This window comes from Streptomyces sp. NPDC051976, assembly GCF_040680795.1.
Classification (GTDB): domain Bacteria; phylum Actinomycetota; class Actinomycetes; order Streptomycetales; family Streptomycetaceae; genus Actinacidiphila.
Genome location: NZ_JBFAXL010000041.1, coordinates 45,830 through 67,927 on the forward strand (window position 1 = coordinate 45,830; position 22,098 = coordinate 67,927).

Annotated in this window: 20 protein-coding genes; 12 read left to right on the forward strand and 8 right to left on the reverse strand. The window is 74.2% G+C overall.

The window, feature by feature from the left end:
• The first annotated feature begins 91 nt into the window (after nt 1–91).
• On the forward strand, nt 92–1,348 hold the full coding sequence (locus AB0M29_RS31645) for an SLC13 family permease (protein ID WP_365388952.1): 1,257 nt from the start codon (nt 92–94) through the stop codon (nt 1,346–1,348).
• A gap of 18 nt (nt 1,349–1,366) precedes the next feature.
• Here the strand turns inward: AB0M29_RS31645 and AB0M29_RS31650 are convergent, their stop codons facing one another.
• Nucleotides 1,367–3,220: a protein kinase gene (locus AB0M29_RS31650; RefSeq protein WP_365388886.1), complete on the reverse strand. Its 1,854-nt coding sequence runs from the start codon at nt 3,218–3,220 to the stop codon at nt 1,367–1,369.
• A 254-nt stretch (nt 3,221–3,474) separates the two neighbouring features.
• Between AB0M29_RS31650 and AB0M29_RS31655 the strand changes: the two genes are divergently transcribed.
• Together AB0M29_RS31655 and AB0M29_RS31660 are read left to right on the forward strand one after the other, a co-directional pair.
• Nucleotides 3,475–3,894: a YrdB family protein gene (locus AB0M29_RS31655; RefSeq protein ID WP_365388888.1), complete on the forward strand. Its 420-nt coding sequence runs from the start codon at nt 3,475–3,477 to the stop codon at nt 3,892–3,894.
• Between the two features lie 205 nt (nt 3,895–4,099).
• The gene (locus AB0M29_RS31660; RefSeq protein WP_365388891.1) at nt 4,100–5,275 is read left to right on the forward strand and encodes an acyl-CoA dehydrogenase family protein; all 1,176 of its coding nucleotides are present in this window, start codon (nt 4,100–4,102) and stop codon (nt 5,273–5,275) included.
• Nucleotides 5,276–5,415: 140 nt separating this feature from the next.
• Here AB0M29_RS31660 and AB0M29_RS31665 read toward each other — a convergent pair whose 3' ends face one another.
• A complete protein-coding gene (locus AB0M29_RS31665; protein WP_365388893.1) occupies nt 5,416–5,952 on the reverse strand; it encodes a hypothetical protein in 537 nt (178 codons plus the stop codon).
• A 294-nt stretch (nt 5,953–6,246) separates the two neighbouring features.
• Between AB0M29_RS31665 and AB0M29_RS31670 the strand changes: the two genes are divergently transcribed.
• The 5 genes from AB0M29_RS31670 (at nt 6,247) to AB0M29_RS31690 (ending at nt 13,238) form a co-directional block, all read left to right on the forward strand.
• Nucleotides 6,247–7,488, forward strand: a complete 1,242-nt coding sequence (locus AB0M29_RS31670) for an FAD-binding protein (protein ID WP_365388895.1) — start codon at nt 6,247–6,249, stop codon at nt 7,486–7,488.
• 59 nt (nt 7,489–7,547) lie between these two features.
• On the forward strand, nt 7,548–7,988 hold the full coding sequence (locus tag AB0M29_RS31675; RefSeq protein WP_365388897.1) for an Lrp/AsnC family transcriptional regulator: 441 nt from the start codon (nt 7,548–7,550) through the stop codon (nt 7,986–7,988).
• A gap of 167 nt (nt 7,989–8,155) precedes the next feature.
• A complete protein-coding gene (locus tag AB0M29_RS31680; RefSeq protein ID WP_365388954.1) occupies nt 8,156–9,703 on the forward strand; it encodes an amidohydrolase in 1,548 nt (515 codons plus the stop codon).
• 1,022 nt (nt 9,704–10,725) lie between these two features.
• Nucleotides 10,726–12,354, forward strand: a complete 1,629-nt coding sequence (lnt, locus tag AB0M29_RS31685; protein WP_365388955.1) for an apolipoprotein N-acyltransferase — start codon at nt 10,726–10,728, stop codon at nt 12,352–12,354.
• Nucleotides 12,354–13,238 carry a polyprenol monophosphomannose synthase gene (locus tag AB0M29_RS31690; protein WP_365388899.1) on the forward strand — a complete coding sequence of 295 codons (885 nt, stop codon included), beginning with the start codon at nt 12,354–12,356 and terminating at the stop codon, nt 13,236–13,238. Before lnt ends, AB0M29_RS31690 begins: the two co-directional genes overlap by 1 nt.
• Here the strand turns inward: AB0M29_RS31690 and AB0M29_RS31695 are convergent.
• On the reverse strand, nt 13,231–14,004 hold the full coding sequence (locus AB0M29_RS31695; protein WP_365388900.1) for a hypothetical protein: 774 nt from the start codon (nt 14,002–14,004) through the stop codon (nt 13,231–13,233). The genes AB0M29_RS31690 and AB0M29_RS31695 overlap by 8 nt on opposite strands.
• Before the next feature lie 63 nt (nt 14,005–14,067).
• Complete coding sequence (locus tag AB0M29_RS31700) at nt 14,068–14,688, reverse strand: PadR family transcriptional regulator (RefSeq protein ID WP_365388902.1); 621 nt, start codon at nt 14,686–14,688, stop codon at nt 14,068–14,070.
• Between the two features lie 144 nt (nt 14,689–14,832).
• Between AB0M29_RS31700 and AB0M29_RS31705 the strand changes: the two genes are divergently transcribed.
• Together AB0M29_RS31705 and fxsA are read left to right on the forward strand one after the other, a co-directional pair.
• Nucleotides 14,833–15,372, forward strand: a complete 540-nt coding sequence (locus AB0M29_RS31705) for a hypothetical protein (RefSeq protein ID WP_365388904.1) — start codon at nt 14,833–14,835, stop codon at nt 15,370–15,372.
• Nucleotides 15,373–15,432: 60 nt separating this feature from the next.
• A complete protein-coding gene (gene fxsA, locus AB0M29_RS31710) occupies nt 15,433–16,029 on the forward strand; it encodes an FxsA family membrane protein (protein ID WP_365388906.1) in 597 nt (198 codons plus the stop codon).
• A gap of 195 nt (nt 16,030–16,224) precedes the next feature.
• On the opposite strand, the gene AB0M29_RS31715 is transcribed toward fxsA, so the two are convergent.
• Both AB0M29_RS31715 and AB0M29_RS31720 read right to left on the reverse strand, forming a co-directional pair.
• Nucleotides 16,225–16,599: an RNA polymerase-binding protein RbpA gene (locus tag AB0M29_RS31715; RefSeq protein WP_093713023.1), complete on the reverse strand. Its 375-nt coding sequence runs from the start codon at nt 16,597–16,599 to the stop codon at nt 16,225–16,227.
• A 256-nt stretch (nt 16,600–16,855) separates the two neighbouring features.
• Complete coding sequence (locus AB0M29_RS31720) at nt 16,856–17,515, reverse strand: hypothetical protein (RefSeq protein WP_365388909.1); 660 nt, start codon at nt 17,513–17,515, stop codon at nt 16,856–16,858.
• 96 nt (nt 17,516–17,611) lie between these two features.
• Here AB0M29_RS31720 and AB0M29_RS31725 point away from each other — a divergent pair, with 96 nt between their 5' ends.
• Nucleotides 17,612–19,099: a PLP-dependent aminotransferase family protein gene (locus AB0M29_RS31725; protein ID WP_365388911.1), complete on the forward strand. Its 1,488-nt coding sequence runs from the start codon at nt 17,612–17,614 to the stop codon at nt 19,097–19,099.
• A gap of 166 nt (nt 19,100–19,265) precedes the next feature.
• Here the strand turns inward: AB0M29_RS31725 and AB0M29_RS31730 are convergent, their stop codons facing one another.
• Together AB0M29_RS31730 and AB0M29_RS31735 are read right to left on the reverse strand one after the other, a co-directional pair.
• Nucleotides 19,266–20,855, reverse strand: coding sequence for a hypothetical protein (locus AB0M29_RS31730; protein ID WP_365388914.1), 1,590 nt, complete (start codon nt 20,853–20,855; stop codon nt 19,266–19,268).
• Nucleotides 20,856–20,982: 127 nt separating this feature from the next.
• On the reverse strand, nt 20,983–21,177 hold the full coding sequence (locus tag AB0M29_RS31735; protein WP_365388915.1) for a hypothetical protein: 195 nt from the start codon (nt 21,175–21,177) through the stop codon (nt 20,983–20,985).
• A 274-nt stretch (nt 21,178–21,451) separates the two neighbouring features.
• On the opposite strand from AB0M29_RS31735, the gene AB0M29_RS31740 reads away from it, so the two are divergent.
• Nucleotides 21,452–22,078: a uridine kinase gene (locus AB0M29_RS31740; protein ID WP_365388917.1), complete on the forward strand. Its 627-nt coding sequence runs from the start codon at nt 21,452–21,454 to the stop codon at nt 22,076–22,078.
• Nucleotides 22,079–22,098 lie beyond the last annotated feature (20 nt).

Below are 22,098 nucleotides of genomic sequence, written 5' to 3' on the forward strand. Positions count from 1 at the left end.
CGGAGGGGTCCACCGGGGCGGCGGGAGCGCATGGTGGAATCGCAGGGTACGGCCGACCGACCGTGGACACCCCGAGCACCAGGAGCGACCGCTGAACACCGCCGCCGCGGAGGCCCTGTCGGTTGCCGCACTCCTGATCGTCCTGGCCTTCGCCGTGCTGCGCCCGCACGGATGGCCGGAGGCCGCGGCCGCGGTCCCGGCCGCCGCGCTGCTCACCGCCGTCGGGGCGGTCTCGCCGTCGGACGCCTGGGCGCAGGTCAGGGAACTGCTGCCGGTCGTCGGCTTCCTCGCCGCGGTGCTGGTGCTGGCCGAGCTGTGCGCCGACGACGGCCTGTTCACCGCCGCGGGCGACGCGGTGGGGCGGGCCTGCCATGGCGAGCCGCGACGGCTGCTCGCCGGGGTGTTCGCCGTCGCGGCGCTGGTCACCGCGGTGCTCAGCCTGGACGCCACCGTCGTCCTGCTCACCCCGGTGGTGATCGCGACCGCCGCCCGCGCCGGCGCCCGTGCCCGCCCGCACGTCTACGCCTGCGCGCACCTGGCGAACTCCGGCTCGCTGCTGCTGCCCGTCTCCAACCTGACGAACCTGCTGGCGTTCACCGCCGCGGGCGTGTCCTTCACCCGCTTCGCCCTGCTGATGGCGGCGCCCTGGCTGCTGGCCGTGGGCATCGAATACGTGATCTTCCGCGGCTACTTCGGCACCGACCTCGCGATCACCGAGCACGCGCCCGAGCCCGGCGAACCGCCGAAGATCCCGGTCTTCACCCTGGTGGTGCTCGGCCTGACGCTCGTCGGCTTCGCGGTCACCTCGCTGGGCGGCCTCAACCCGGCGTGGGCGGCGCTGGCGGGCGCGCTCGTGCTGGGCGTACGGGCACTGCGCCGCCGCCGGGCCACGGTTCGCGGCCTGGTGGCGGCCGCGGGACCGCTGTTCTGCCTTTTCGTGCTCGCCCTGGGCATCGTGGTGAAGGCCGTCGTCGACAACGGCCTGGCCGATGCCGCCGACCGGGTGCTGCCCGACGGCAGCGGCCTGCCCGAACTGCTGGCGGTGGCCGCCTTCGCCGCGGTGCTGGCCAACCTGATCAACAACCTGCCCGCCGTCCTCGCGCTGCTCCCGCTGGTCACCGCCGGAGGTCCTGGCCCGGTGCTGGCCGTGCTGATCGGCGTCAACCTCGGCCCCAACCTCAGCTACGCGGGCTCGCTGGCGACCCTGCTGTGGCGGCGCGTCCTGCACGACCACGGCACCGACTCGAACCTCGGCACCTTCACCCGGCTCGGCCTGCTGACCGTGCCGCCGACGCTGCTCGCCGCCACCACGGCGCTGTGGGCCGGACTGCGGCTGACCGGGACCTAGGGCGGGCCGCGGTCACTGTCACTCCTGCTTGGCGAAGGTGCGCGGCGAACCCGTCGCCCCGCCGCTGTCCAGCCGCAGGGTGCTCGCGCCGGTCTGGGTGACCTGGTAGCGGTTGTGCACCGGGCACTGGCCGGTGACGGACGCGTCGGTGGGGTGGCTCTCGGCCGCCTCGAAGACGAGATAGCCGGGGTGCACCTCGGCCAGCAGCAGCGCCTCCGTACACCCCAGGTTGCGTCCCGTGCCGACCTCGTCGACATCGCTGACCTGCTGTCCGACCACACTGCCGCGGTTGCCCGCGACGAGGGTGAGGGTGACGGTGAACCGGTCGGTACGCGGCTGCCCGGCGCCGGAACCCGACGGGTTGCCGGGGCCCGTGCCGACCCAGGTGCCCACCCAGGAGGCGGGCAGCGCGTCCGCCGACGACCCGGAGGAGCTGGTGCCCGTACTGCCGCTGTCTCCCTTGTCGGGGTGGCGGTTGGTCAGTGCGCCGATCACCGCCAGCAGGACCACGATGCCCACCGCGATGGGCGCGATCCACCGTGCCGGGCTGGGCTTGCGGATCGGGGGCAGCGGCCGTACGGGCTGCGGGCGCATGGGCCCCTGCGGCTGCTGCTGGTGGGGTCCTTGCGGCGGTGCCTGGTGGGACGCCGCGGCCGGGCCCCAGCGGGCGCCGGACGGCGCGGGGCGGACCGGGGCGGGGGAGTAGGGGCGGGCGGTGTTGCCCGCGTTGCCCGGTCCGGGCCGCATGCCGTGCGGGCCCTGGGCGAGCGGCGGGCGGCCGGGGCCGGTCAGCGGCCCGGCGGGCGGGCCGGTGCGGGGCGCCGCCTGCGGGGCGACCCGGGGCGCGACATGCGGTGCGAGGTGGGGTGCGGACTGCGGCGCCGCCTGCGGTCCCGACGACGGTCCCGACCGCTGCCCCGCGGCGGGAGACGTCGGGGCGTACGGCGACGGGCCGAGCACGGGAGCGGGGTCGGCCAGCGCGGCGCGCGTCTCGGCCTCGCGGTCCGCCACGTCCTGGGCCAGTCCCGCAGGCGTGGTCGCGGCCCAGTCCTGGCGGTCCTGGCCGGGCAGCAGCCCGAGCGCCTCCCGCGCGGTCGGCCGGGTCTGCGGGTCCTTCGTCAGGCAGGCCCGCACCAGCGGCGCCACCGAGTCGGGCAGCCCGCTGAGATCGGGCTCCTCGTGCACGACGCGGTACAGCAGCGCGGGAGTCGAGGTGGACTCGCCCGGTTTGCTGAACGGCCCGTGCCCGGTGGCCGCGTAGACCAGCACGGCGGCCAGCGCGAAGAGGTCGCCCGGCTCGGCCGAGGCCCCCGCGGTGGCCTGCTCGGGCGCCATGAAGCCCGGCGAGCCGATCACCCCGCCGGTGCTGGTGTGCCGGGAGTCCTCGGCGGCCCGCGCGATGCCGAAGTCGATGAGCTGCGGCCGCTGCCGGGCCAGCAGGACGTTCGACGGCTTCACGTCGCGGTGCGCCAGACCCGCCTGGTGCACCGCGTCCAGCGCCTGGCACAGCTCGGCCGCCAGCGCGGTGACGGCCGCCTCCGGCAGTGGCCCGTGCGCCGCGACCCACTCGGCCAGTGACGGCGCCGCCACGAACTCGGTCGCCAGCCACTGCGGACGGCTGCCCTCGGGACTGAAGTCCACCACTGCCACCGTCCACGGCGAGCGCACCCGGTCCGCGTGCCGGATCTCGCGCGCGAACCGCTCCCCGAAGCCCGGGTCGAGCCCGAACTCGGACCGTACGGTCTTCAGCGCCAGTGCCCGCCCGGCAGGCGTACGCGCCAGGTAGACCTGTCCCATTCCCCCCGCGCCGAGCCGCGCGAACAGCGGATATCCGCCGACCGTGCGCGGATCCGCGCTGTCCAAGCTCTCCATGCGCAGCAGCGTAGGGCCGCCGGGCACCCGGCGGGGGCGTGATCCTGCTCATCCGCCGACCCGCTGCCGTACTCAACCGGGGCGATAACCAGTGGCGTTGTCGGACCCGCGTGCCAGAATCGGCCTGGAGTGATCGAGGGGAAGCGATCACGCGCATCACGGTCACGGGCAGCACACTCACGCCCCATGTTTCACCGCGCCCAGCGCGCGATCGATCACGCACGACGTGCGACGCACCACGGGGGGTTCCACGCATGGCCTGGCACAGCACCAGCACGCATCCGGCGAGTCTGGCCGTCCGCCTGTTCCTGGAGCTCGGCGCGCTCGGCGCCGACGCGTGGGCGGGGTGGCATCTCGCCTCGGGCGGGTGGCGGTATCCGCTCGTGGTCTTCCTGCCGCTGCTCGCGGCCACTTTGTGGGGCGTCCTCAACGTGCCCGGCGACCCGTCGCGCAACGGGGAGGCGCCGATCCCCGTGCCCGGCCCGGTGCGGCTGGCCGTGGAGTGGACCGTGTTCGGCTCGGCGGTGGCACTGCTCGCCGCCGCGGGGGCGACGGTCGCGGCGGGCTGCTTCGCGGTGCTCCTCGTCGGCTACCACCTGACGGCGTACGACCGGGTGCGCTGGCTGCTCGGCCGGGCGCCGATACCCGCCGCGGTCCGGTCCGGCGGGCGGTGACCGAAAGGTGACCGGAAAGTGGCACGGTGGGTAACGGGCGCCCGTGACGGCAGGCGTCCGATCAGGCATACTCCAACGCGCCAGAACCGCTGATCACCCCATGCCGCGACCCGGCGGGGGACCATCGGTTCATGGGCACTGCCCACCGACGGACCGCCTCACCCACGGCGCGCCGCCGACGCCCCCGACAGGGAGGAGTGCCGCGATGCCGCAGCACGGCCCACAACCGGTCGTCCGCCACCTGCCGACCGAGGAGGCGCGCGACCTGCTCGCCCTCACCCGGGACCTGGCCCAGCGGGAGATCGCCCCCGTCGCGGCCGCCGAGGAGGACGCTGGGCACTTCCCGCGGGAGACCTTCGCCCTGATCGGCGAGACCGGCCTGCTCGGTCTGCCCTACCCGGAGGAGTTCGGCGGCGGCGGACAGCCGTACGAGGTCTACCTCCAGGTCCTGGAAGAGCTCGCCGCCGCGCGGCTCACCATCGGCCTGGGCGTCAGCGTCCACACCCTCGCCTGCCACGCGCTCGCCCACTTCGGCAGCACGGAGCAGCGCAAGGAGCACCTGCCCGAGATGCTGGGCGGCGGCCTGCTGGGCGCCTACTGCCTGTCCGAGCCCGCCGCGGGCTCCGACGCGGCGGCGCTGCGCACCCGCGCCGTCCGCGACGGCGACGAGTGGACCATCGACGGCACCAAGGCGTGGATCACCCACGGCGGTGTCGCCGACTTCTACACGGTGCTGGCCCGCAGCGGCGGCGAGGGCGCGCGCGGCATCTCGGCCTACCTGGTGCCGGGCGACGCGCCCGGGGTGGGCGGGGCGGTGCCCGAGCGGAAGATGGGCATGAACGGCTCGCCGACCGCGCAGGTGCACTTCGACGGGGTGCGGATCCCCGACAGCCGCCGGATCGGCGACGAGGGCCAGGGCTTCACGATCGCGCTGGCCGCCCTGGACTCGGGCCGCCTCGGTATCGCCGCCTGCGCCATCGGCCTGGCACAGGCCGCGCTGGACGCGGGGCTCGGATACGTGCTGGAGCGGCGGCAGTTCGACCGGCCGCTGGCCGACTTCCAGGGCCTGCGCTTCATGATCGCCGACATGGCGACCAGGATCGAGGCGGGCCGCGCGCTCTATCTGGCGGCGGCCCGGCTGCGGGACGCCGGACAGGACTTCGCCCGGCAGGCCGCGATGGCCAAGCTGTTCTGCACCGACACCGCGATGCAGGTGACCACGGACGCCGTCCAGCTGCTCGGCGGCTACGGCTACACCGCGGACTTCCCGGTGGAGCGGTACATGCGCGAGGCGAAGGTGCTGCAGATCGTCGAGGGCACCAACCAGATCCAGCGCATGGTCATCGCCCGCCATCTCGCGGGCCCGGAGACCAGGGGCTGACCGCGTCATGGCTGCCCGGCCGCACCTGTAGGGCAGCCAGGGCCGCACCGACGGCCGCGCCGCGCCCTGCCGAGAGCGCGGCGCCGGCCTGCCGGACGTCACAGGGGGCGCGGTGTACCGCGCCGGGGGAGCGTGGGCGGTCAGGCCGCCACGCGGTGCGCCGGGCGGCGGCGGGGCGAGGTGCGCGGGGCGCTCTCGATCGGCGCCGTCTCCAGCTCGCGCGGGACCGGGACCCGCAGCGGACGCGAGCCGGGCCCGCCCACGTGCGAGAACGGCTGGGTGCGCCAGTCGAGGCCGTCGGGCAGCGTCAGCAGCGAGGCCAGCTCCTGCTCGCCGCCGCCGGTCGCGAAGCCGTCGACCGGCCGGGCCTCGTCCACCGGGCGGCCGGAGCCGCCGCAGACGGTCAGGCCGAACGGGTTCCAGGGGCTGGCGCACAGGGCGTGCTCCGGAAGCGAGGTCTCGTCCGCGAAGACCGAGATCGGCCGGGCGCAGTCGGGGCAGGAGAGCCGGACGACCTCGCGCAGCTCGTCCTCGAACGCCTCGTCGGCGTCCTCGGCGTCAGCCGCGTCCTCGTCCTCCAGCTCGGGCAGGACGGCGAGCACGAACTCGCGTTCGTGCCCCTCCTCGAAAGCCGGCTGCGAACGATCGCTGCGGCTGTGGCGCACATGGTTACGCATCACGCGTCTCCCCCGTTGGACGGATTGCCCTCTTGCCGGGCCGGCCGGGCTTCACTCCCTCGGCCATAGCGAGCAATTCCCGCCGCGCTACGCGGGTAATCACGTCACGGAGTGGTTACGGGTGCGTACGGTGTGGCCTTCGTCACACTCCTTTCGGGAACCGGAGCGTGCGCCCCTGGAGTGCGCCCGCGCACCCCCCTGCGCCCCCGTGCGGCGGCTTGCCCCCGGCGGCGGATAAGGTGCGAACAGGCGAGGCCAGGCGGGTCCGCCGACCGAGGAAAGCGGCTCACCGGGATGCGTACCAACTGGGCGGGGAACATCACCTTCTCGGCGGAGCGCGTCCACCGCCCGGCCACTCTCGGGGAGCTGCGGGCGCTCGTGGCGGCCGGCCGCCGGGTGCGCGCGCTGGGCAGCGGCCACTCGTTCAACACCCTCGCCGACACCGACGGCACCCTCGTCGAACTGACCGCGATGCCGCCCGAGATCACCGTCGACAGCGCCGCGCGCACGGTCCGGGTGGCCGCCGGGGTGCGGTACGCCGAACTCGCCGCCCGGCTGCACGCGCAGGGCTTCGCGCTGCCCAACATGGCCTCGCTGCCGCACATTTCGGTGGCGGGCTCGGTCTCCACCGGCACCCACGGCTCCGGCGACGCCAACGGCGGCCTGGCCACCTCCGTCCGCGCCCTCGAACTGGTCACCGCCGACGGCGAACTGCGCGCCCTCGGCCGCGACACCGACGGCGACCGCTTCGACGGCGCGGTGGTGGCGCTCGGCGCGCTCGGCGTGGTCACCACCCTCACCCTGGACCTGCTGCCCGACTTCGCCGTACGCCAGCACGTCTTCACCGGCCTCGAACTGGCCGACCTGGACGCGCACTTCGACGCGATCACCGGGGCCGCGTACAGCGTCAGCCTGTTCACCGACTGGCAGGCGCCGCGCTTCACCCAGGTGTGGCTCAAGCAGCTCGCGACGGCGCCCGCGCCCGACTTCCCGTGGGCGGCGCCGGCCACCGGCCCGATGCACCCCGTACCGGGCATGGACCCCGTGCACTGCACCGCCCAGGAGGGCAGTGAAGGGCCCTGGCATGAGCGGCTGCCGCACTTCCGGCCGGAGTTCACCCCCAGCAACGGCGCGGAGTTGCAGTCGGAGTACCTGCTGCCCCGCGCGCACGCGTCCGCCGCGCTGCACGCCCTCGCGGAGCTGCGCGCGGCCGTCGCGCCGGTGCTGCAGATCTGCGAGGTGCGCACCGTGGCCGCCGACCGGCTCTGGCTGAGCCCGGCGTACGGGCACGGCACCCTCGCGCTGCACTTCACCTGGGTGCCGGACACCGCCGCGGTGCTGCCCGTGCTCCGGCTGATGGAGGAGCGGCTCGCGCCGCTCGGCGCCCGGCCGCACTGGGGCAAGGTCTTCACCCTCGCGCCCGCCCGGGTCCGCGCCGCGTACCCCCGAATGGCGGACTTCCAGGCGCTGGCCGCCGAGACCGACCCGGACGGCACCTTCCGCAACGCCTATCTGGAGCGGCTGCTCAAGGCGTAACCAAACCGTGCGTCTTCACACGTCACACGGCCGCGTCACGCAGGGTAAGGTCATCGGCTGTGGAGGAGCTGGACCGGCACATCGTGGAACTTCTCGTCGCCGATGGGCGGATGAGCTACACCGACCTGGGCAAGGCCACCGGCCTGTCGACCTCGGCGGTGCACCAGCGTGTGCGCAGGCTCGAACAGCGCGGCGTGATCCGCGGCTACGCCGCGATCGTCGACCCCGAGGCGGTGGGTCTGTCGCTGACGGCGTTCATCTCCGTCAAGCCGTTCGACCCCAGCGCACCCGACGACATCGCGGACCGGCTCGCCGAGGTCCCCGAGATCGAGGCGTGCCACAGCGTGGCGGGCGACGAGAACTACATCCTCAAGGTGCGCTGCGCCACGCCCATCGAGCTGGAGCACCTGCTGACCCGGATCCGCACCCTGGCCGGCGTCTCCACCCGCACCACGGTGGTGCTCTCCACGGCGTACGAGGCCAGGCCCCCGCGCGTCTGAGCGGTACGCCGGGGGAGAGACTGTTCCCCATGCACCATTCCTCCGGGGCGCGCCCCCTCGCCTCCCTCCGCCCGGACCACGCCGACACCGGTGTCGAGGCGGCCACCGGCACCGTGCTGCTGCGCGGCGGCACCGTCTACAGCCCCGCCGACCCCTTCGCCACCGCGATGGTCGTCGACGGCGGCACCGTCGCCTGGGTGGGCTCGGAAGGGGCCGCGGACTCCTTCGCCGACGGTGTGGACACGGTCGTGCAGCTCGACGGGGCGCTGGTCACCCCCGCCTTCACCGACGCCCATGTGCACACCACCGCCACCGGTCTCGCCCTCACCGGGCTCGACCTGAGCGACGCGGCGAGCCTGGCCGAGGCGCTGGACCGTACCGCCGCGCACGCCGCGGCCCACCCGGGCGACCGGGTGCTGCTCGGCCACGGCTGGGACGAGACGCGCTGGCCCGAGCGGCGCGCGCCCAGCCGTGCCGAGCTGGACGCGGCGACCGGCGGCAGGCCGCTCTACCTGACCCGTACCGACGTGCACTCCGCCGTCGTCAGCAGCGCGCTGCTGGAGCTGGTGCCCGGGGTCGCGGGCGAGCCCGGCTACGACCCGGCGGGGCCGCTGACCCGCGACGCGCACCACGCGGCGCGGCGCGCCGCCTACGCCGCCGTCACGCCCGGGCAGCGGGCCGACGCGCAGCGGACCGCGCTGCGGCACGCCGCCTCGCGCGGCATCGGCGCGCTGCACGAGTGCGGGGGCCCCGAGATCTCCTCCGAGGACGACCTCACCGGGCTGCTGGCGCTCGCCGCGGCCGAACCCGGCCCCCGGGTCTTCGGCTACTGGGCGGAGGCCGCGCGCAGCGCCGCCGACCTCGACCGCATCCTGGCCCTCGGCGCGACCGGCGCCGGCGGTGACCTCTTCGTGGACGGCTCGCTCGGCTCCCACACCGCCTGCCTGCACGCGCCCTACGACGACGCCCCGCACTCCGGCGTCGCCCACCTCGACGCAGAGACCGTGGCCCGCCACCTGACCCTGTGCACCGAGCACGGCGTGCAGGCGGGCTTCCACGCCATCGGCGACGCCGCGATCAGCACCGTCGTCGAGGGTGCGCGCGCGGCCGCCGCCGCGACCGGCGTGGAACGCGTACGGGCGCTGCGGCACCGCGTCGAGCACGCCGAGCTGATGACGGCCGCCACCATCGCGGCCTTCGCCGAGTTCGGGCTGGTCGCCTCGGTGCAGCCCGCCTTCGACGCCGCCTGGGGCGGCTCGGAGGGCATGTACGCCCGCCGCCTCGGCGCCGAGCGGGCCGCGTCCCTCAACCCCTACGCGGCCATGACGCGCGCCGGGGTGCCGCTGGTCCTCGGCTCCGACAGCCCCGTCACCCCGCTCGACCCGTGGGGCGCGGTCCGCGCCGCCGCCTTCCACCGCACCCCCGAGCACCGGATCTCCGCCCGCGCCGCCTTCAACGCCCACACCCGCGGCGGCTGGCGCGCGGTGGGCCGCGACGACGCGGGCGTGCTGGTGCCCGGCGCCCCCGCCCACTACGCCGTCTGGACCGGCGGTGACCTGGTCGTACAGGCCCCCGACGAACGCGTCGCCAACTGGTCGACCGACCCCCGCTCCGGCACCCCTGGCCTGCCCGATCTCACCCCCGGCCGCCCCCTCCCGACCGCCCTGCGCACCGTCGTCGACGGCCGTACGGTCCACGCGCGGCCGAACGGGTGAGCCACCGCTTCCGCCATGCGCCCGAACGGTGCGGCCTCACCCCGTCACGGCGTGTCGGGGCGCCGCGCCCCGGTCGGCACTGACCTGCTGATTTGACGAAACCCCGCAGGTCACAGGGGTGTTGACAGCCGATAGCCCGAGGCGAGTAGGTTCGGCCAAGTCCACCACAGGACGTCGGACCGGGGGCCCTCCGCGGTTCTGTCGACCGCCGCTGGGCCATGGGGTGTCGCGCCGCACGTGCACGCCGCCACTGGCAGCCAGGTCCAGCGTCAGCGGCGCGGAACGCGGCTCGCCAGTGGGCCCCTCAGCAGAGGGCGAGTGCCGCCCGGTCGGCAGGTGTGACCCGGGAAGGGCCCGGACGCCCAGTAGACAACGGCCTTGGTACCGACCCGCAGCCAGCGAGTCCCAGGTCGGCCCGAAGGGCATCCGGGCCCGTTCCGCAGCTCCTGCCGATCCGCAGCCTGGGGGTGCCCCCGGACGGAGTCTGGGGGAGAGTCCCGTCGGGCCGATGGGCATCCGGGCCCGTTCCGCAGCTCCTGCCGATCCGCAGCCTGGGGGTGCCCCCGGACGGAGTCTGGGGGAGAGTCCTGTCGGGCCGAAGGGCATCTGGGCCCGTTCCGCAGCCTGGGGGACCGTCCCGTCGGCCCGAAGCGCGTCGGGCCCGTTCCGCAGCTCCTGCCGATCCGCAGCCTGGGGGTGCCCCCGGACGGAGTCTGGGGGAGAGTCCCGTCGGGCCGATGGGCATCCGGGCCCGTTCCGCAGCCTGGGGGACCGTCCCGTCGGCCCCAAGCGCGTCCCGGCCGCGTTCCGCAGGTGTCGTCCGGTTTTCGGGGGAGGGGGAGGCTTTGCGTACCCGGGGCCCGCTTGGGGGCCATCAGGAGGTACGGTCACCTTCACCACCTCTCCACCTGCAGGAAGGCCGCGACGTGCGCACGCGACCCGACACCGCCCCCGCGGCGGACGCGGCAGAGCTTGTCGAGGAGCCGCAGCCCGACACCGGGCGGGCGGCCGCGAACGGCTCAGTGACCGCGCCGACGACGCCCGAGCCCGAGTCCGAGCCCGAGGCGTCCGCGCCGCGTGCGTCGCGGCGGAAGCGGTTCGCCGCGCTGGCCCGGCGGTCCGCGCCCAGTACGGCGGTGGCCGCGCTGAGCGGGGCGGCGCTGAACCTGGCGTTCCCGCCGTACGACGTGTGGCCGATGTCGATCGTCGGGGTGGCGGCGCTGTCGCTGCTGATGCGCGGCCGTACCGTCCGGCAGGGCGCCTGGCTGGGCTTCGCCTTCGGGGTGCCGTTCTTCATGTGGCTGCTCTCCTGGCTCGACGTGGTCGGCTGGGACGCGGTGATCGGCCTGTCGGTCGCCGAGGCGGCCTTCCTGGCCGCCCTGGGCGCCGCGCTGGTGGTGACCCGGCGGCTGCCCCTGTGGCCGCTGTGGGCGGCCGCCCTGTGGGTCACCGAGGAGCTGGCCCGCGACCGGCTGCCGTTCGGCGGCTTCCCGTGGGGGCGGCTGGCCTTCGCCAACACCGGCTCGCCCTTCACCCCGCTCGCCGCCCTCGGCGGCGCCCCGCTCGTCACCTTCGCGGTGGCCCTCAGCGGCACCCTCCTCGCCGCCGCGGCCGTCGCCGCGGCCCGGCTGCGCACCGCCCCCCGGGACCTGCGCGGCGCGCTGCCCGGCGCCGGGGCACTGCTGCTGTCCGCCGCCGTGCTCGGCTCCGGCCTGCTGGTCCCGGTGCACACCAACGCCACCGACCACGTCAAGATCGCCGTCGTCCAGGGCAACGTCCAGCAGCCGGGGCTGCACTTCCTCGGCCGCCCGATGATGATCCTGGACAACCACGTCCAGGCCACCCTGAAGCTCGCCGCCGACATCAGGGCGGGCCGGGTGCCCAAGCCGGATCTGGTGCTCTGGCCGGAGAACTCCTCCGATCTCGACCCGTTCTCGAACCCCGCCGCGTACGACAAGATCACCTCCGCCGTGCAGGCGGTCGGCGTGCCGGTCCTGGTCGGCGCCCTCGTCGACGGCCCGGACGCCACCCACGTGCAGAACGAGGGCATCGTCTGGGACCCGCAGACCGGCCCGGGCGCGCACTACACCAAGCAGCACCCGGTGCCGTTCGGCGAGTACGTGCCGTTCCGCAAGGAACTCACCAAGGTGATCAGCCGGCTCGACGAGATCCCGCGCGACTTCTACCACGGCAAGGGCACCGGAGTGCTGCAGATCGGCCCCGCCCGCCTCGGCGACGTGATCTGCTTCGAGGTCGCCTACGACAGCATCGTGCGCGACACCGTCAACGCGGGCGCCCGCGCCATCGTCGTACAGACCAACAACGCGACGTACGGCCGTACCGGCCAGCCCGAGCAGCAGCTCGCGATGTCCAAGCTGCGCGCCGTCGAGCACGGCCGCGCCGTCGTCACCGCCGCCACCAGCGGGATCAGCGCGATCGTCGCTCCCAATGGCAAGATCGAGCAGCGCAGCAAGGAATTCACCCAGCAGGTGCTGAGTGCGGACATCCCGCTGCGTGACGAGATCACCGTCGCCGACCGCGTCGGTACGGTTCCGGAGTGGACTCTCGCTATGGTGGGGCTCTTGTCCTGTGCGGCCGCCTTCGCGCTCGGCAGGCGCGACCGCACACGCATGGCGAATAAGGGGCAGTAGTGAACGACGGCGAGCAGCGGAGTTTCGGGCCGCTCGGCAAGGTCCTGGTCATCATCCCGACCTACAACGAGGCCGAGAACATCCAGCCGATCGTTGAGCGGGTCCGCGCCTCGGTGCCCGAGGCGCACATCCTGGTGGCCGACGACAACAGCCCCGACGGCACGGGCAAGCTGGCGGACGAGCTGGCCGCGGCCGACGAGCAGGTGCAGGTGCTGCACCGCAAGGGCAAAGAGGGCCTCGGGGCCGCCTACCTGGCCGGTTTCCAGTGGGGCATCGACCACGACTTCGGCGTCCTGGTGGAGATGGACGCGGACGGCTCGCACCAGCCCGAGGAACTGCCCCGGCTGCTGCACGCCCTCAAGGGCGCGGACCTGGTGCTCGGCTCGCGCTGGATCCCCGGCGGACGGGTCGTCAACTGGCCGAAGTCCCGGGAGTACCTCTCGCGCGGCGGCAGCACGTACTCCCGCCTGCTGCTCGACGTGCCGATCCGCGATGTCACCGGCGGCTACCGGGCCTTCCGCAAGGAGACCCTGGAGGGCCTGGGGATGGCCGAGGTCGCCTCGGCGGGCTACTGCTTCCAGGTCGACCTGGCGTGGCGTGCCGTCAAGGCCGGTTTCCATGTCGTCGAGGTGCCCATCACCTTCGTCGAACGCGAGCGCGGTGACAGCAAGATGAGCCGCAACATCGTCGTCGAGGCGCTGTGGCGGGTCACCGCGTGGGGCGTCGGCGCCCGCGCGAGCAAGCTCGTCGGCCGCGGCGCGGCGCGCGGCGACAACCGCCCCGGGGCGGCGGCAGCCGACCGCCCGGCGGCCCCTCCGCAGAGCGACGCCGCGGCCCGCACCCCGGAGCACACCGCCGACTCGGCGCCGGGCAAGCTCACTTGAGGATGTTCACGGCCCTGGCCACCACCAGCACCACGGTCATCAGCGAGACCACGGACTGCAGCAGCATCAGCATCTTCGCCCACCGCGTCACCGGCATCACGTCGGTGGGGCTGAAGGCCGTGGAGTTGGTGAAGGACAGGTAGAAGTAGTCGAGGTACGCGGGCTCCCAGTGCGGGGGAGCCAGCTCGGGCGACTGCATCTGTACGAAGAGGAAGTCCGGCACATCGCGCTCCCCCTGGGCGCGCGCCGCCGGACCGCCGCGGTCCAGCTCCCAGTAGAGCAGCCCGAAGATCACCACATTGATCAGCCAGATGGCGCCGCCGGTCAGCAGCAGGGTGGCGGCGGGGGCCGGCTCGGTGCCGCGGACCAGCCCGACCACCAGCCGGGCCGCCGAGTAGCCGTTCGCGACGCCGATCGCGAGGGTGAGGACCAGCCCGAGGGCCCGGTAGCCGCCGGAGCGGCGCTCGATGCGGTGCGGGTTGCCCGCGACCAGCGCCGCCAGCAGGAGCAGTTCCACCACCGGCATCAGCCAGCGCGGCTGGACGGACAGCCGGTGCGGCAGCAGGAACTGGAAGGCCACCACCGTGACCACCGCGCCGGTGGAGGCCCAGCGCGGCTCCCCGCGGGTCACCCGGCGCCAGGCGGGCTCCAAGCTCCGCTCGGCGTGTGACAGCTCGTCGCGGGCGGGCGTGAGCAGTGTCTCGATCCTGGCCAGCCGCTCCGCCAGGGACTCTTCACGGCCGTCCGGCCCGGGTGTCTCGTTCACGCGGCACATCGTGTCGTCCCGCCGCGGCCCCAGTCCAGTTCACCGGCCCGCGACCGGGGCCCTTCACCCGTCGGCCGCGGGCTCCTGCTCCCCGGCGAGCGCCATCAGCTCCGACGTCGACCAGGCCAGCCTGCCGGTGCGCAGGTCGTCGGAGACCGCGCGGACCCAGTCCAGCTCGGCGGCGGTCACCGCGCGCAGGTACTCGGACTCCAGCATGGTGATCCGCGGCAGCCCCTCCGCCGCCTCACCGGACAGCGCCGACTCCAGGTCCTTCAGCTCGCCCTCCAGCAGCCCCGCCCGCCGCTGAAGCGCGTCGGTGATCTCCCGCGGGGTCAGCAGCAGCAGATGGGACAGCGCCGCGGGGAACTGCGGGAACTCCTGCTTGGGCTGTTCCAGCATCTCCAGCAGCCAGGTCCTGGCGGTCTCCCGTCCCGCGTCGGTGATCTCGTACACCGTCCGCTCCGGGTACTGCTGGTCGCGGCCGGTCTCGCGGACGGCGATCAGTCCGGCGGCGAGCAGCCGCTCGATGGTCCGGTACAGGCTCGCGCGCTGCCCGACGTTGACGACCTGGTCCTTGCCCCACTGCTTGATGAGCCGCTGGATGCCGTACGGGTGCAGCGGCTTGTACTGCAGCAGGGCCAGCACGGTCAGGCCGAGCGGGGAGCTGCGGGGGAGTGTGGTCATGGACCGCATACTACTCCCAAAATTACTAGTTGACGCAGAACTAGTTGCAGTGCAACTATCGAGTCATCGACAACGGGTCGACAGCGAGTCGGCGGCGACATCGACGAGCGACACCGCGAGGGTTCGGAAAGGACCGGCACCGAGATGCACACCGCGACGCACACCACCAGGACGACGTCAGAAGAGATCGAGACCACCGGCCGGGCCGCCACGGAGCGCGTCCACGTCGACCACGCCGTGACCAAGCGGTTCGGGCACTGGACCCGCGCGGACCTCGTGGAGGTACGCGCCCGCAGCGGCTGCGTCGTCCTCGACCTGCGCTCGCCGGAGATCCCCGACGACGTGGAGATCCGGCTCGACCTGCGGCACGCGCTGCTCAAGGTGCTGGTCGCCGACGACACGGCAGTCGACCACTGGGACCTGCGCTGGACGGCCAAGGGCAGGGTCAAGGACGGCCAGGGGGCGGGTGAGGAGCCGGGCAAGCGCCGGGTGCGGCTGGTCGGCACCGCGACCGACAGCGAGATCCGGGTGCACCGCGGCGGGATCGCGATCCTGTCGGCGATGTTCTCCCGGGAGTATCTGCGGGACCTCCGCCGCGCCCACGCCGAGGGCGGCCACCCGACGGTCGACGACCCGGCCCGTGATGCGGCCCCGGAGCCGGCCCCGGCGTCGTCCGCGCGCTGACGAGCGGCCGCGCCGCCGTTCAGATCCGGGCTTTACCCGGTCTTTGGCACACTTGACCGTATGACGACGAGTACCCCGCCCCCCGTCCGCCCGCAGCCCGTGCGGCAGCAGCGTCGCTCGCGCGCCCGCACCGTGCTGCCGCTGGTGGTCGCGGCGTGGGCGGTGCTGGAGATCTGGCTGATGACGGTGGTCGCGGACGCCACCAGCGGCTTCACCGTACTGCTGCTGCTCCTGGCCGGCCTGGTGTTGGGAGCCGCCGCGGTGAAGCGGGCCGGGCGCAGTGCGTGGCGCAATCTCACCGCTTCGATGCAGCAGGGCACGCGGGATCCGGCGTCCGGGGATGGCACCGCACCGGCGGCTCCCGCCGGCGGCGGGCGTACGGGCCTGGCGATGCTCGGCGGACTGCTGCTGATGATCCCCGGCTTCCTGTCGGACGCGGTGGCCCTGGTGCTGCTCTTCCCGCCGACCCGCAAGCTGGTCGGCCGGATCGCGGACAGGTTCGTCGGCGGGCGGCTGGCGGCGGCCGATCCCGGTTCGGTGGGCGACCTGTTCCAGCAGGCGCGCACCGCGAACGAGCAGATCCGTATCCACCAGCCCGACGGCAAGGTCATCCAGGGCGAGGTCGTGGACCGCGGCCAGGGCCCGGACCGCGGCTGAGCGGCTGACAGCGGTACGACCGGCTCACGGGCCGGCGGTACGACCCGGCCGTACGGGCGGCTCACGGCCCGGCGGTACGGCCGGTCGCGGGACCGGAACACGCCAGGGGCGGAGCGCTCGAAAGCGCTCCGCCCCTGGCGAAGTGTCGGGGGCCCGTTGCCTGGTCTCGACTGGTCGCGGGCCCGTTGCCTGGTGTCAGGCGCTCTTGCGGTTGTCTCGCGGATGGACCGCGATGTTCATCGCCCCGGAACGCAGGACGGCCAGCCGCTCGGCCAGCACCTCCTCCAGCTCCTCGAGCGTGCGCCGCTCCATGAGCATGTCCCAGTGCGTGCGCGCGGGCTTTGTCGTCTTCTCCTCCGGGCCCTCTCCGTCCACCAGCAGGGCGGTCTGGCCGCAGGCGCGGCACTCCCACTCCGGCGGAATCTCGGCCTCAACCGAGAACGGCATCTCAAATCGATGGCCGTTTCGGCATGCGTACTCAACGGTCTGGCGCGGGGCCAGATCGATACCGCGGTCGGTCTCGTAGCTGGTGGCCCCGAGTCGCGTGCCGCGGAGAGCTCGCTCACTCATGAATCGTGCCTCCCGGGCTTGGTCGCCCACAGGACAGGTGTCGCTGTCGTCGTCATCCGGTCAACGTCCGGTCGGCGGTGAAGATTCCCGTTTCGGGACATGCGTCGCCCGTCGTGCCGCCCCTGTTTGTACCCACCGGTGCCCGGTTTGTCACATCTGAGCGGAGATGTCACCCGGTGTTGTCATATCTTTTGCGTGCAGTAACGCTCAAGCTGCAGGGCCAACCGCGTACACTACCGGTCCGCACCGCTCACGGCTAAATCGTATCCGCGGCAGCGCGTTCCGGCGCGTCCCGGCGAATCACCACAGACCCGGCGACCGGCAGGTCAGAGGGCGACTCGGGCATGGCGAAGACCCGCAGGAAGAACTGCGCCAGCGGGCCGATGGCCAGGGCGTAGAGGACGGTGCCGGCGCCCACCGAGCCGCCGAGCGCGAACCCGGCGGCCAGTACCGTCAGCTCGATACCCGTCCGGACCAGCCGGACCGAGCGGCCGGTCCTGCGATGCAGCCCGGTCATCAGGCCGTCGCGCGGGCCGGGGCCGAAGCGGGCGGTGATGTAGAGGCCGGTGGCCACGCCGTTGAGCAGCACGCCGGAGAGCAGCAGCGGGACGCGTACCGCGAGGCGGCCGTCGTACGGCAGCAGGTCCAGTCCGGCGTCCATGGCCAGTCCCACGACGAACACGTTGGACACCGTGCCCAGCCCCGGCCGCTGCCGGATGGGCCACCAGAGCAGCAGTACCGCCGCGCCGACGACAATGGAGACGACGCCGATGCTCAGCCCGGTCAGCCGGGACAGGCCCTGGTGGAAGACGTCCCAGGGGTCGAGGCCGAGACCGGCCCTGATCATCAGCGCCGAACTGGCGCCATACAGGGTCAGTCCGGTGTAGAGACGGATGAGGCGGCGATACGGGAACAACGGGACCCCCTGGCGAACGTGTCGGCGCGCATGCCACCCTGTGGCTTGTACCTGCTTCGGTTCAACGGCCAATCTGCGGAAGGTGGACTGGAATCCATGTCCCAGTGGACTGCGTCAGTGAGCGCGGCACATCTCGCCCGGCTCCTCGCGCCCCGGCCGCAGCCGGGCGGCGGGCGGAAGCTGCCCGCGTACCGCGGAGTCGCCGACGGGATCCGGCTGCTGGTGCTGGAGGGCCGGGTCCAGGTGGCCGCGCGGCTCCCCGCGGAGCGCGAGCTGGCGATGGCGCTCGGTGTCAGCAGGACGACGGTCGCCGCGGCGTACGAGGCGCTGCGCGCGGAGGGGTTCGCCCGCTCCCGGCGCGGCGCGGGGAGCTGGACCGCGATCCCCGACGGGCACGTGCTGCCCTCGCGCACCCTGGAGCCGCTGCCGCCGGACGCCGGAGGGTCCGCCATCGACCTGGGCTGCGCGTCGCTGCCCGCGCCCGAGCCGTGGCTGAGCCGGGCCATGCAGGGGGCGCTCGCCGAGCTGCCCGCGTACGCCGCCACCCACGGTGACTTCCCGGCGGGGCTGCCGGTGCTGCGGGAGGCGATCGCCGACCGGTACACCGCTCGCGGGGTGCCGACCATGCCCGAGCAGATCATGGTCACCACCGGGGCGATGGGCGCGATCGCCGCCGCGGCCCGGCGGCTGGTCGGCCCCGGCGAGCGGGTCGCGGTGGAGTCGCCCAGCTACGCCAACGTCCTGGAGCTCTTCCGGGAGACCGGGACCCGGCTGGTGCCGGTCGCGCTCCGCGAGGGGCTGGCCGGGTGGGACATGGACGCCTGGCGGCGGGTGCTGCGGGACGCGGCGCCGCGGATGGTGTACGTGATGCCGGACTTCCACAATCCGACGGGCACGCTGGTCGGCGACGACCAGCGGCGCGATCTGGTGGAGGCCGCCAGGGCCGCGGGTACGGTCGTCGTCGCCGACGAGACGATGGCCGAACTCCTGCTGGACGACGAGGAGCCGGCGGCCCGGCCGATGGCCGCGTTCGACCGCGGCGGGACCGTGATGACGGTCGGCTCGGCGAGCAAGGCGGTGTGGGCGGGGCTGCGGATCGGCTGGGTTCGCACCACCCCCGACGTGGTGCGGCGGCTGGTGTCGGCCCGCGCCTATCTGGACCTCGGCTCGCCGGTGATCGACCAGCTCGCGGTGGCCTGGCTGTTGCGGGGCGGCGGCTGGGAGCAGGCGCTGGCCGCGCGGCGGGCACGGGCCCGGGAGTGCCGCGACGACCTGGTGGCGGCGCTGCGGGAACGTACCCCCGGCTGGGAGTTCACCGTGCCGCGCGGCGGCATGACGATGTGGGTGCGGACCGGGGACGTCTCCGGCTCCCGGCTCGCCGTCGCCGGTGAGCGGCTCGGTGTCCGCGTCCCCTCAGGACCCCGCTTCGGCGTCGACGGCGCCTTCGAGTCCTACGTCCGCCTCCCCTTCACCGTCAGCGGCCCCGCCGCCACGGAAGCGGTCACCCGCCTCGCCGAGGCGGCGGACGTCGTCCGCTCGGGCGGCGGCGCGGAGGGCGAGGGCTCGGGCCTCTTCGTCGCCTGAAGGTGCGGCTCCGCCGGGGGATGTCGGCGAAGGCGGTTCGGCACCGCCGGGCCGCGCCGTACGGCGTCTCGCCGTTGCGGCGGGTTCTTGTGGCTGCGGTGGGTCGGAGGGCGGGATGGTCGTCCCGCACCATGACCCGCCGCAGCGGCGGGCTGTCGGCAGACGGTCAGCTGAGTTCTAGGTCGGCCACCGTGCGGACCACCGCTGCCTTGCGGAGGGTCACCGGTTCGGGGAGCGGGGGGGTGGCGGGTTCTTCGGGGGTGCCGGGGAGGAGGGCGAGGACGGCTTCGCGGTGGGGGGCGGAGGTCTCCTCGTCGTAGGGGTCGGGGGTGGCGGGGACCTGGAGCCGCAGGACCGGGCCGGTGCCGAGCCGGGCGTAGCCGCGGCCCGGGGGGACGTCCGCGGCGGGCGTGGTGAGCTGCGGAGCGCCCAGCACCGCGGTGACATGCTCGGGGGCGAGCGGTCCCAGGACGACCCGCGCCCGGGTCTGCGCGATCACCAGCGGTGCCAGCGCCTCCGTCGCGTCGAGCTGGTCGGCCACGGCGACCGCCACATTGGCCGTACGCCCGTGCCGCAGCGGCACGTCCAGCAGCGCCTGCGGATCCTGCCGCCCCTCGGCCAGCGCGAGCTGCGTCAGCGCGGTCGGCCGGTCGACCAGGATCCACAGCGGACGGCGTACGTCCTCGGCGACCGGATTGCCCGCCTGCCGTGCGCGGTTGACCGCGATCAGCCGCCGCTCGGTCTCGTTCGCCGCCCACTCCAGGGTGGCGGCGGCCCCGGCGAGACCGCTCTCCACCGCGAGCACGCCGGGCCGCCCCGACAGGCAGGCGAACTCGCCGGTCCCGCTGCCGTCGACCACCACCACGTCACCGTGCGCCAGCGCCTGGAGGGCGATGGACCGCAGCAGGCTGGTGGTGCCGGTGCCGGGCTGCCCGAGCGCGAGCAGGTGCGGCTCGGTGGAGCGGGCGCCGGTGCGCCACACCACGGGCGGGGCGTCCCGGGTCCCGTCGCCGCCGGTCACGGGCACGGTCCGCTGCACGGCGCCCGCGTCGGTGAAGCCGAGCACCGTCTCCCCGGGAGAGGTGACGAACCGCTGCGCGACGATGTCGGTCGGCAGCGGCGGCAGCGCGGTGAGGGTGAGGTGGTTCTCCTCCTCGTTCCAGTCGAAGCGGTACTCCCGCCCCCGTCCGGCCTTGGCGTGCAGCAGCTGCTCGACCCGCGCCCGCGAGTCCGCCTCGCCGTCGGTGAAGTACGCCGGGTACCGCAGATGCAGCCGCACCAGCCGGCCCTGCCGGAACTCGTACTCGCTGAACGCGGCGTCCCAGCTTCCGTCGTGCGCGTAGAGCGGCGCGGGATCGGCGGGGTCGGACAGATACGGCACGAGCGCCTCGTACACCGACTGGAGCCTGCCGGTCTCGGCCTCGCTGGGTCCCGCGGGGGCGACCGGGGTGCGGTCGCGGCCCATCCATCCCGCCGACGCCATCAGCGCGGCGATGGCGAGCAGCGGGCCGTACGGCATCATCACCACGACGACCAGGGACGCCGCGGCGAGCAGCAGCGCCGGGCCGCGCCGGTCCTTCGGGGTACGGCCCCACCAGCCGCCCGCCCAGGAGCTCTGCTTGCGCAGGCCCCGGGCGATGGTGATGACGGGGTGGAGCACGTCGGTGGCGCTGTCGGCCGCCGAACGCGCCAGATCGCGACCGCGGACGAGTCCAGGTCGGCTGCTCAGGATGGAGGGGAGGGGACGCCTGGCCACGGGGTGCTCCATGGTGGTTCGGTGTGCGGGAAGTGCCGGGAGAGCTGGTGGGCCCGGCGCGGGGCGACCGCTGCCGGGCCCGTGGTGGAGTGGCCGCCTGCGGGCGGCGGCCGGATCCCGTCGGCGGCTACATCCGGATCCCGCTCAGCAGACCGGCCAGGCTCGCGCCGCCCGCCTTGATGCTCGGCGCGATGGCCGTGCTGGAGAGGTAGAAGCCGAAGAGGGAGCAGACCAGGCCGTGTGACGCCTTCAGTCCGTCCTTGCGGAAGAACAGGAACGCGATGACGCCGAGTAGGACGACGCCGGAGATGGACAGGATCATTGGGCTATCTCCTGGGTGATGGGGACGGTCACCATGAGTTCTTCCAGGCTCACAAGAAGTAATAGATCCTGCCCAGCGGCAAATGGGTGATTTGTAGCGTTTTTCCACCGTGTGGGGGAGTGGCGGGTCCGGTGCTCGCCGCGAACATTGCCCGCCGGCACGGGTTCATGCGCCCCGCGGGCCCAGGTCCCGCGAGTGGAGCAGTGCCCTCCGCCGTTCGGGGGGCGGGGGCCGTGTTCCCCGGGCGCGCCGCCCGTCGGGCAGGATGGCCGGTGTGCAGCTCACCCCGATCACCTGGCCGCGGATGGCCGAGGCGCTGGCGGAGCGCGCCGCCGCGGACGCGCCGCCGGGCGCCTGGTGGCGGATGGCCGTGGACGGCGCCCCCGCCGCCCGTACCGGCGATCTCGCGGACGCCGTCGGCGCCGCGCTGCCCGCCCTCGGCCGCCCCGCGCTGCGGGTGCGCGCCACGGACTTCCTGCGCCCGGCCTCGGTGCGACTGGAGTACGGCCACGAGGACGTCGACGCGTACTACCAACTCTGGCTGGACACCGGCGCGTTGCGCCGGGAGGTGCTCGAACCCCTGGGCCCCGGCGGCACCGGGCGCGCCCTGCCGTCGCTGCGGGACCCCGCCACCGACCGCTCCACGCGCGCCGAGTACGTCCAACTGCCGCCGGGCGGCGTGCTGGTGCTCGACGGCCCGCTGCTGCTCGGCCAGGGCCTGCCGCTCGATCTGACGGTCCATCTGCGGCTGTCGCCGTCCGCGCTGGAGCGCCGTACCGACCCCGCCGAGCGGTGGACGCTGCCCGCCTACGCGCGGTACGCGAGCGAGGTGCTGCCGGAGCGGACCGCGGACGTGGCCGTGCGCGCCGACGACCCCCGGCACCCGGCCTGGACGGGCTGAGCCTTGCCGTGGGACCGCGC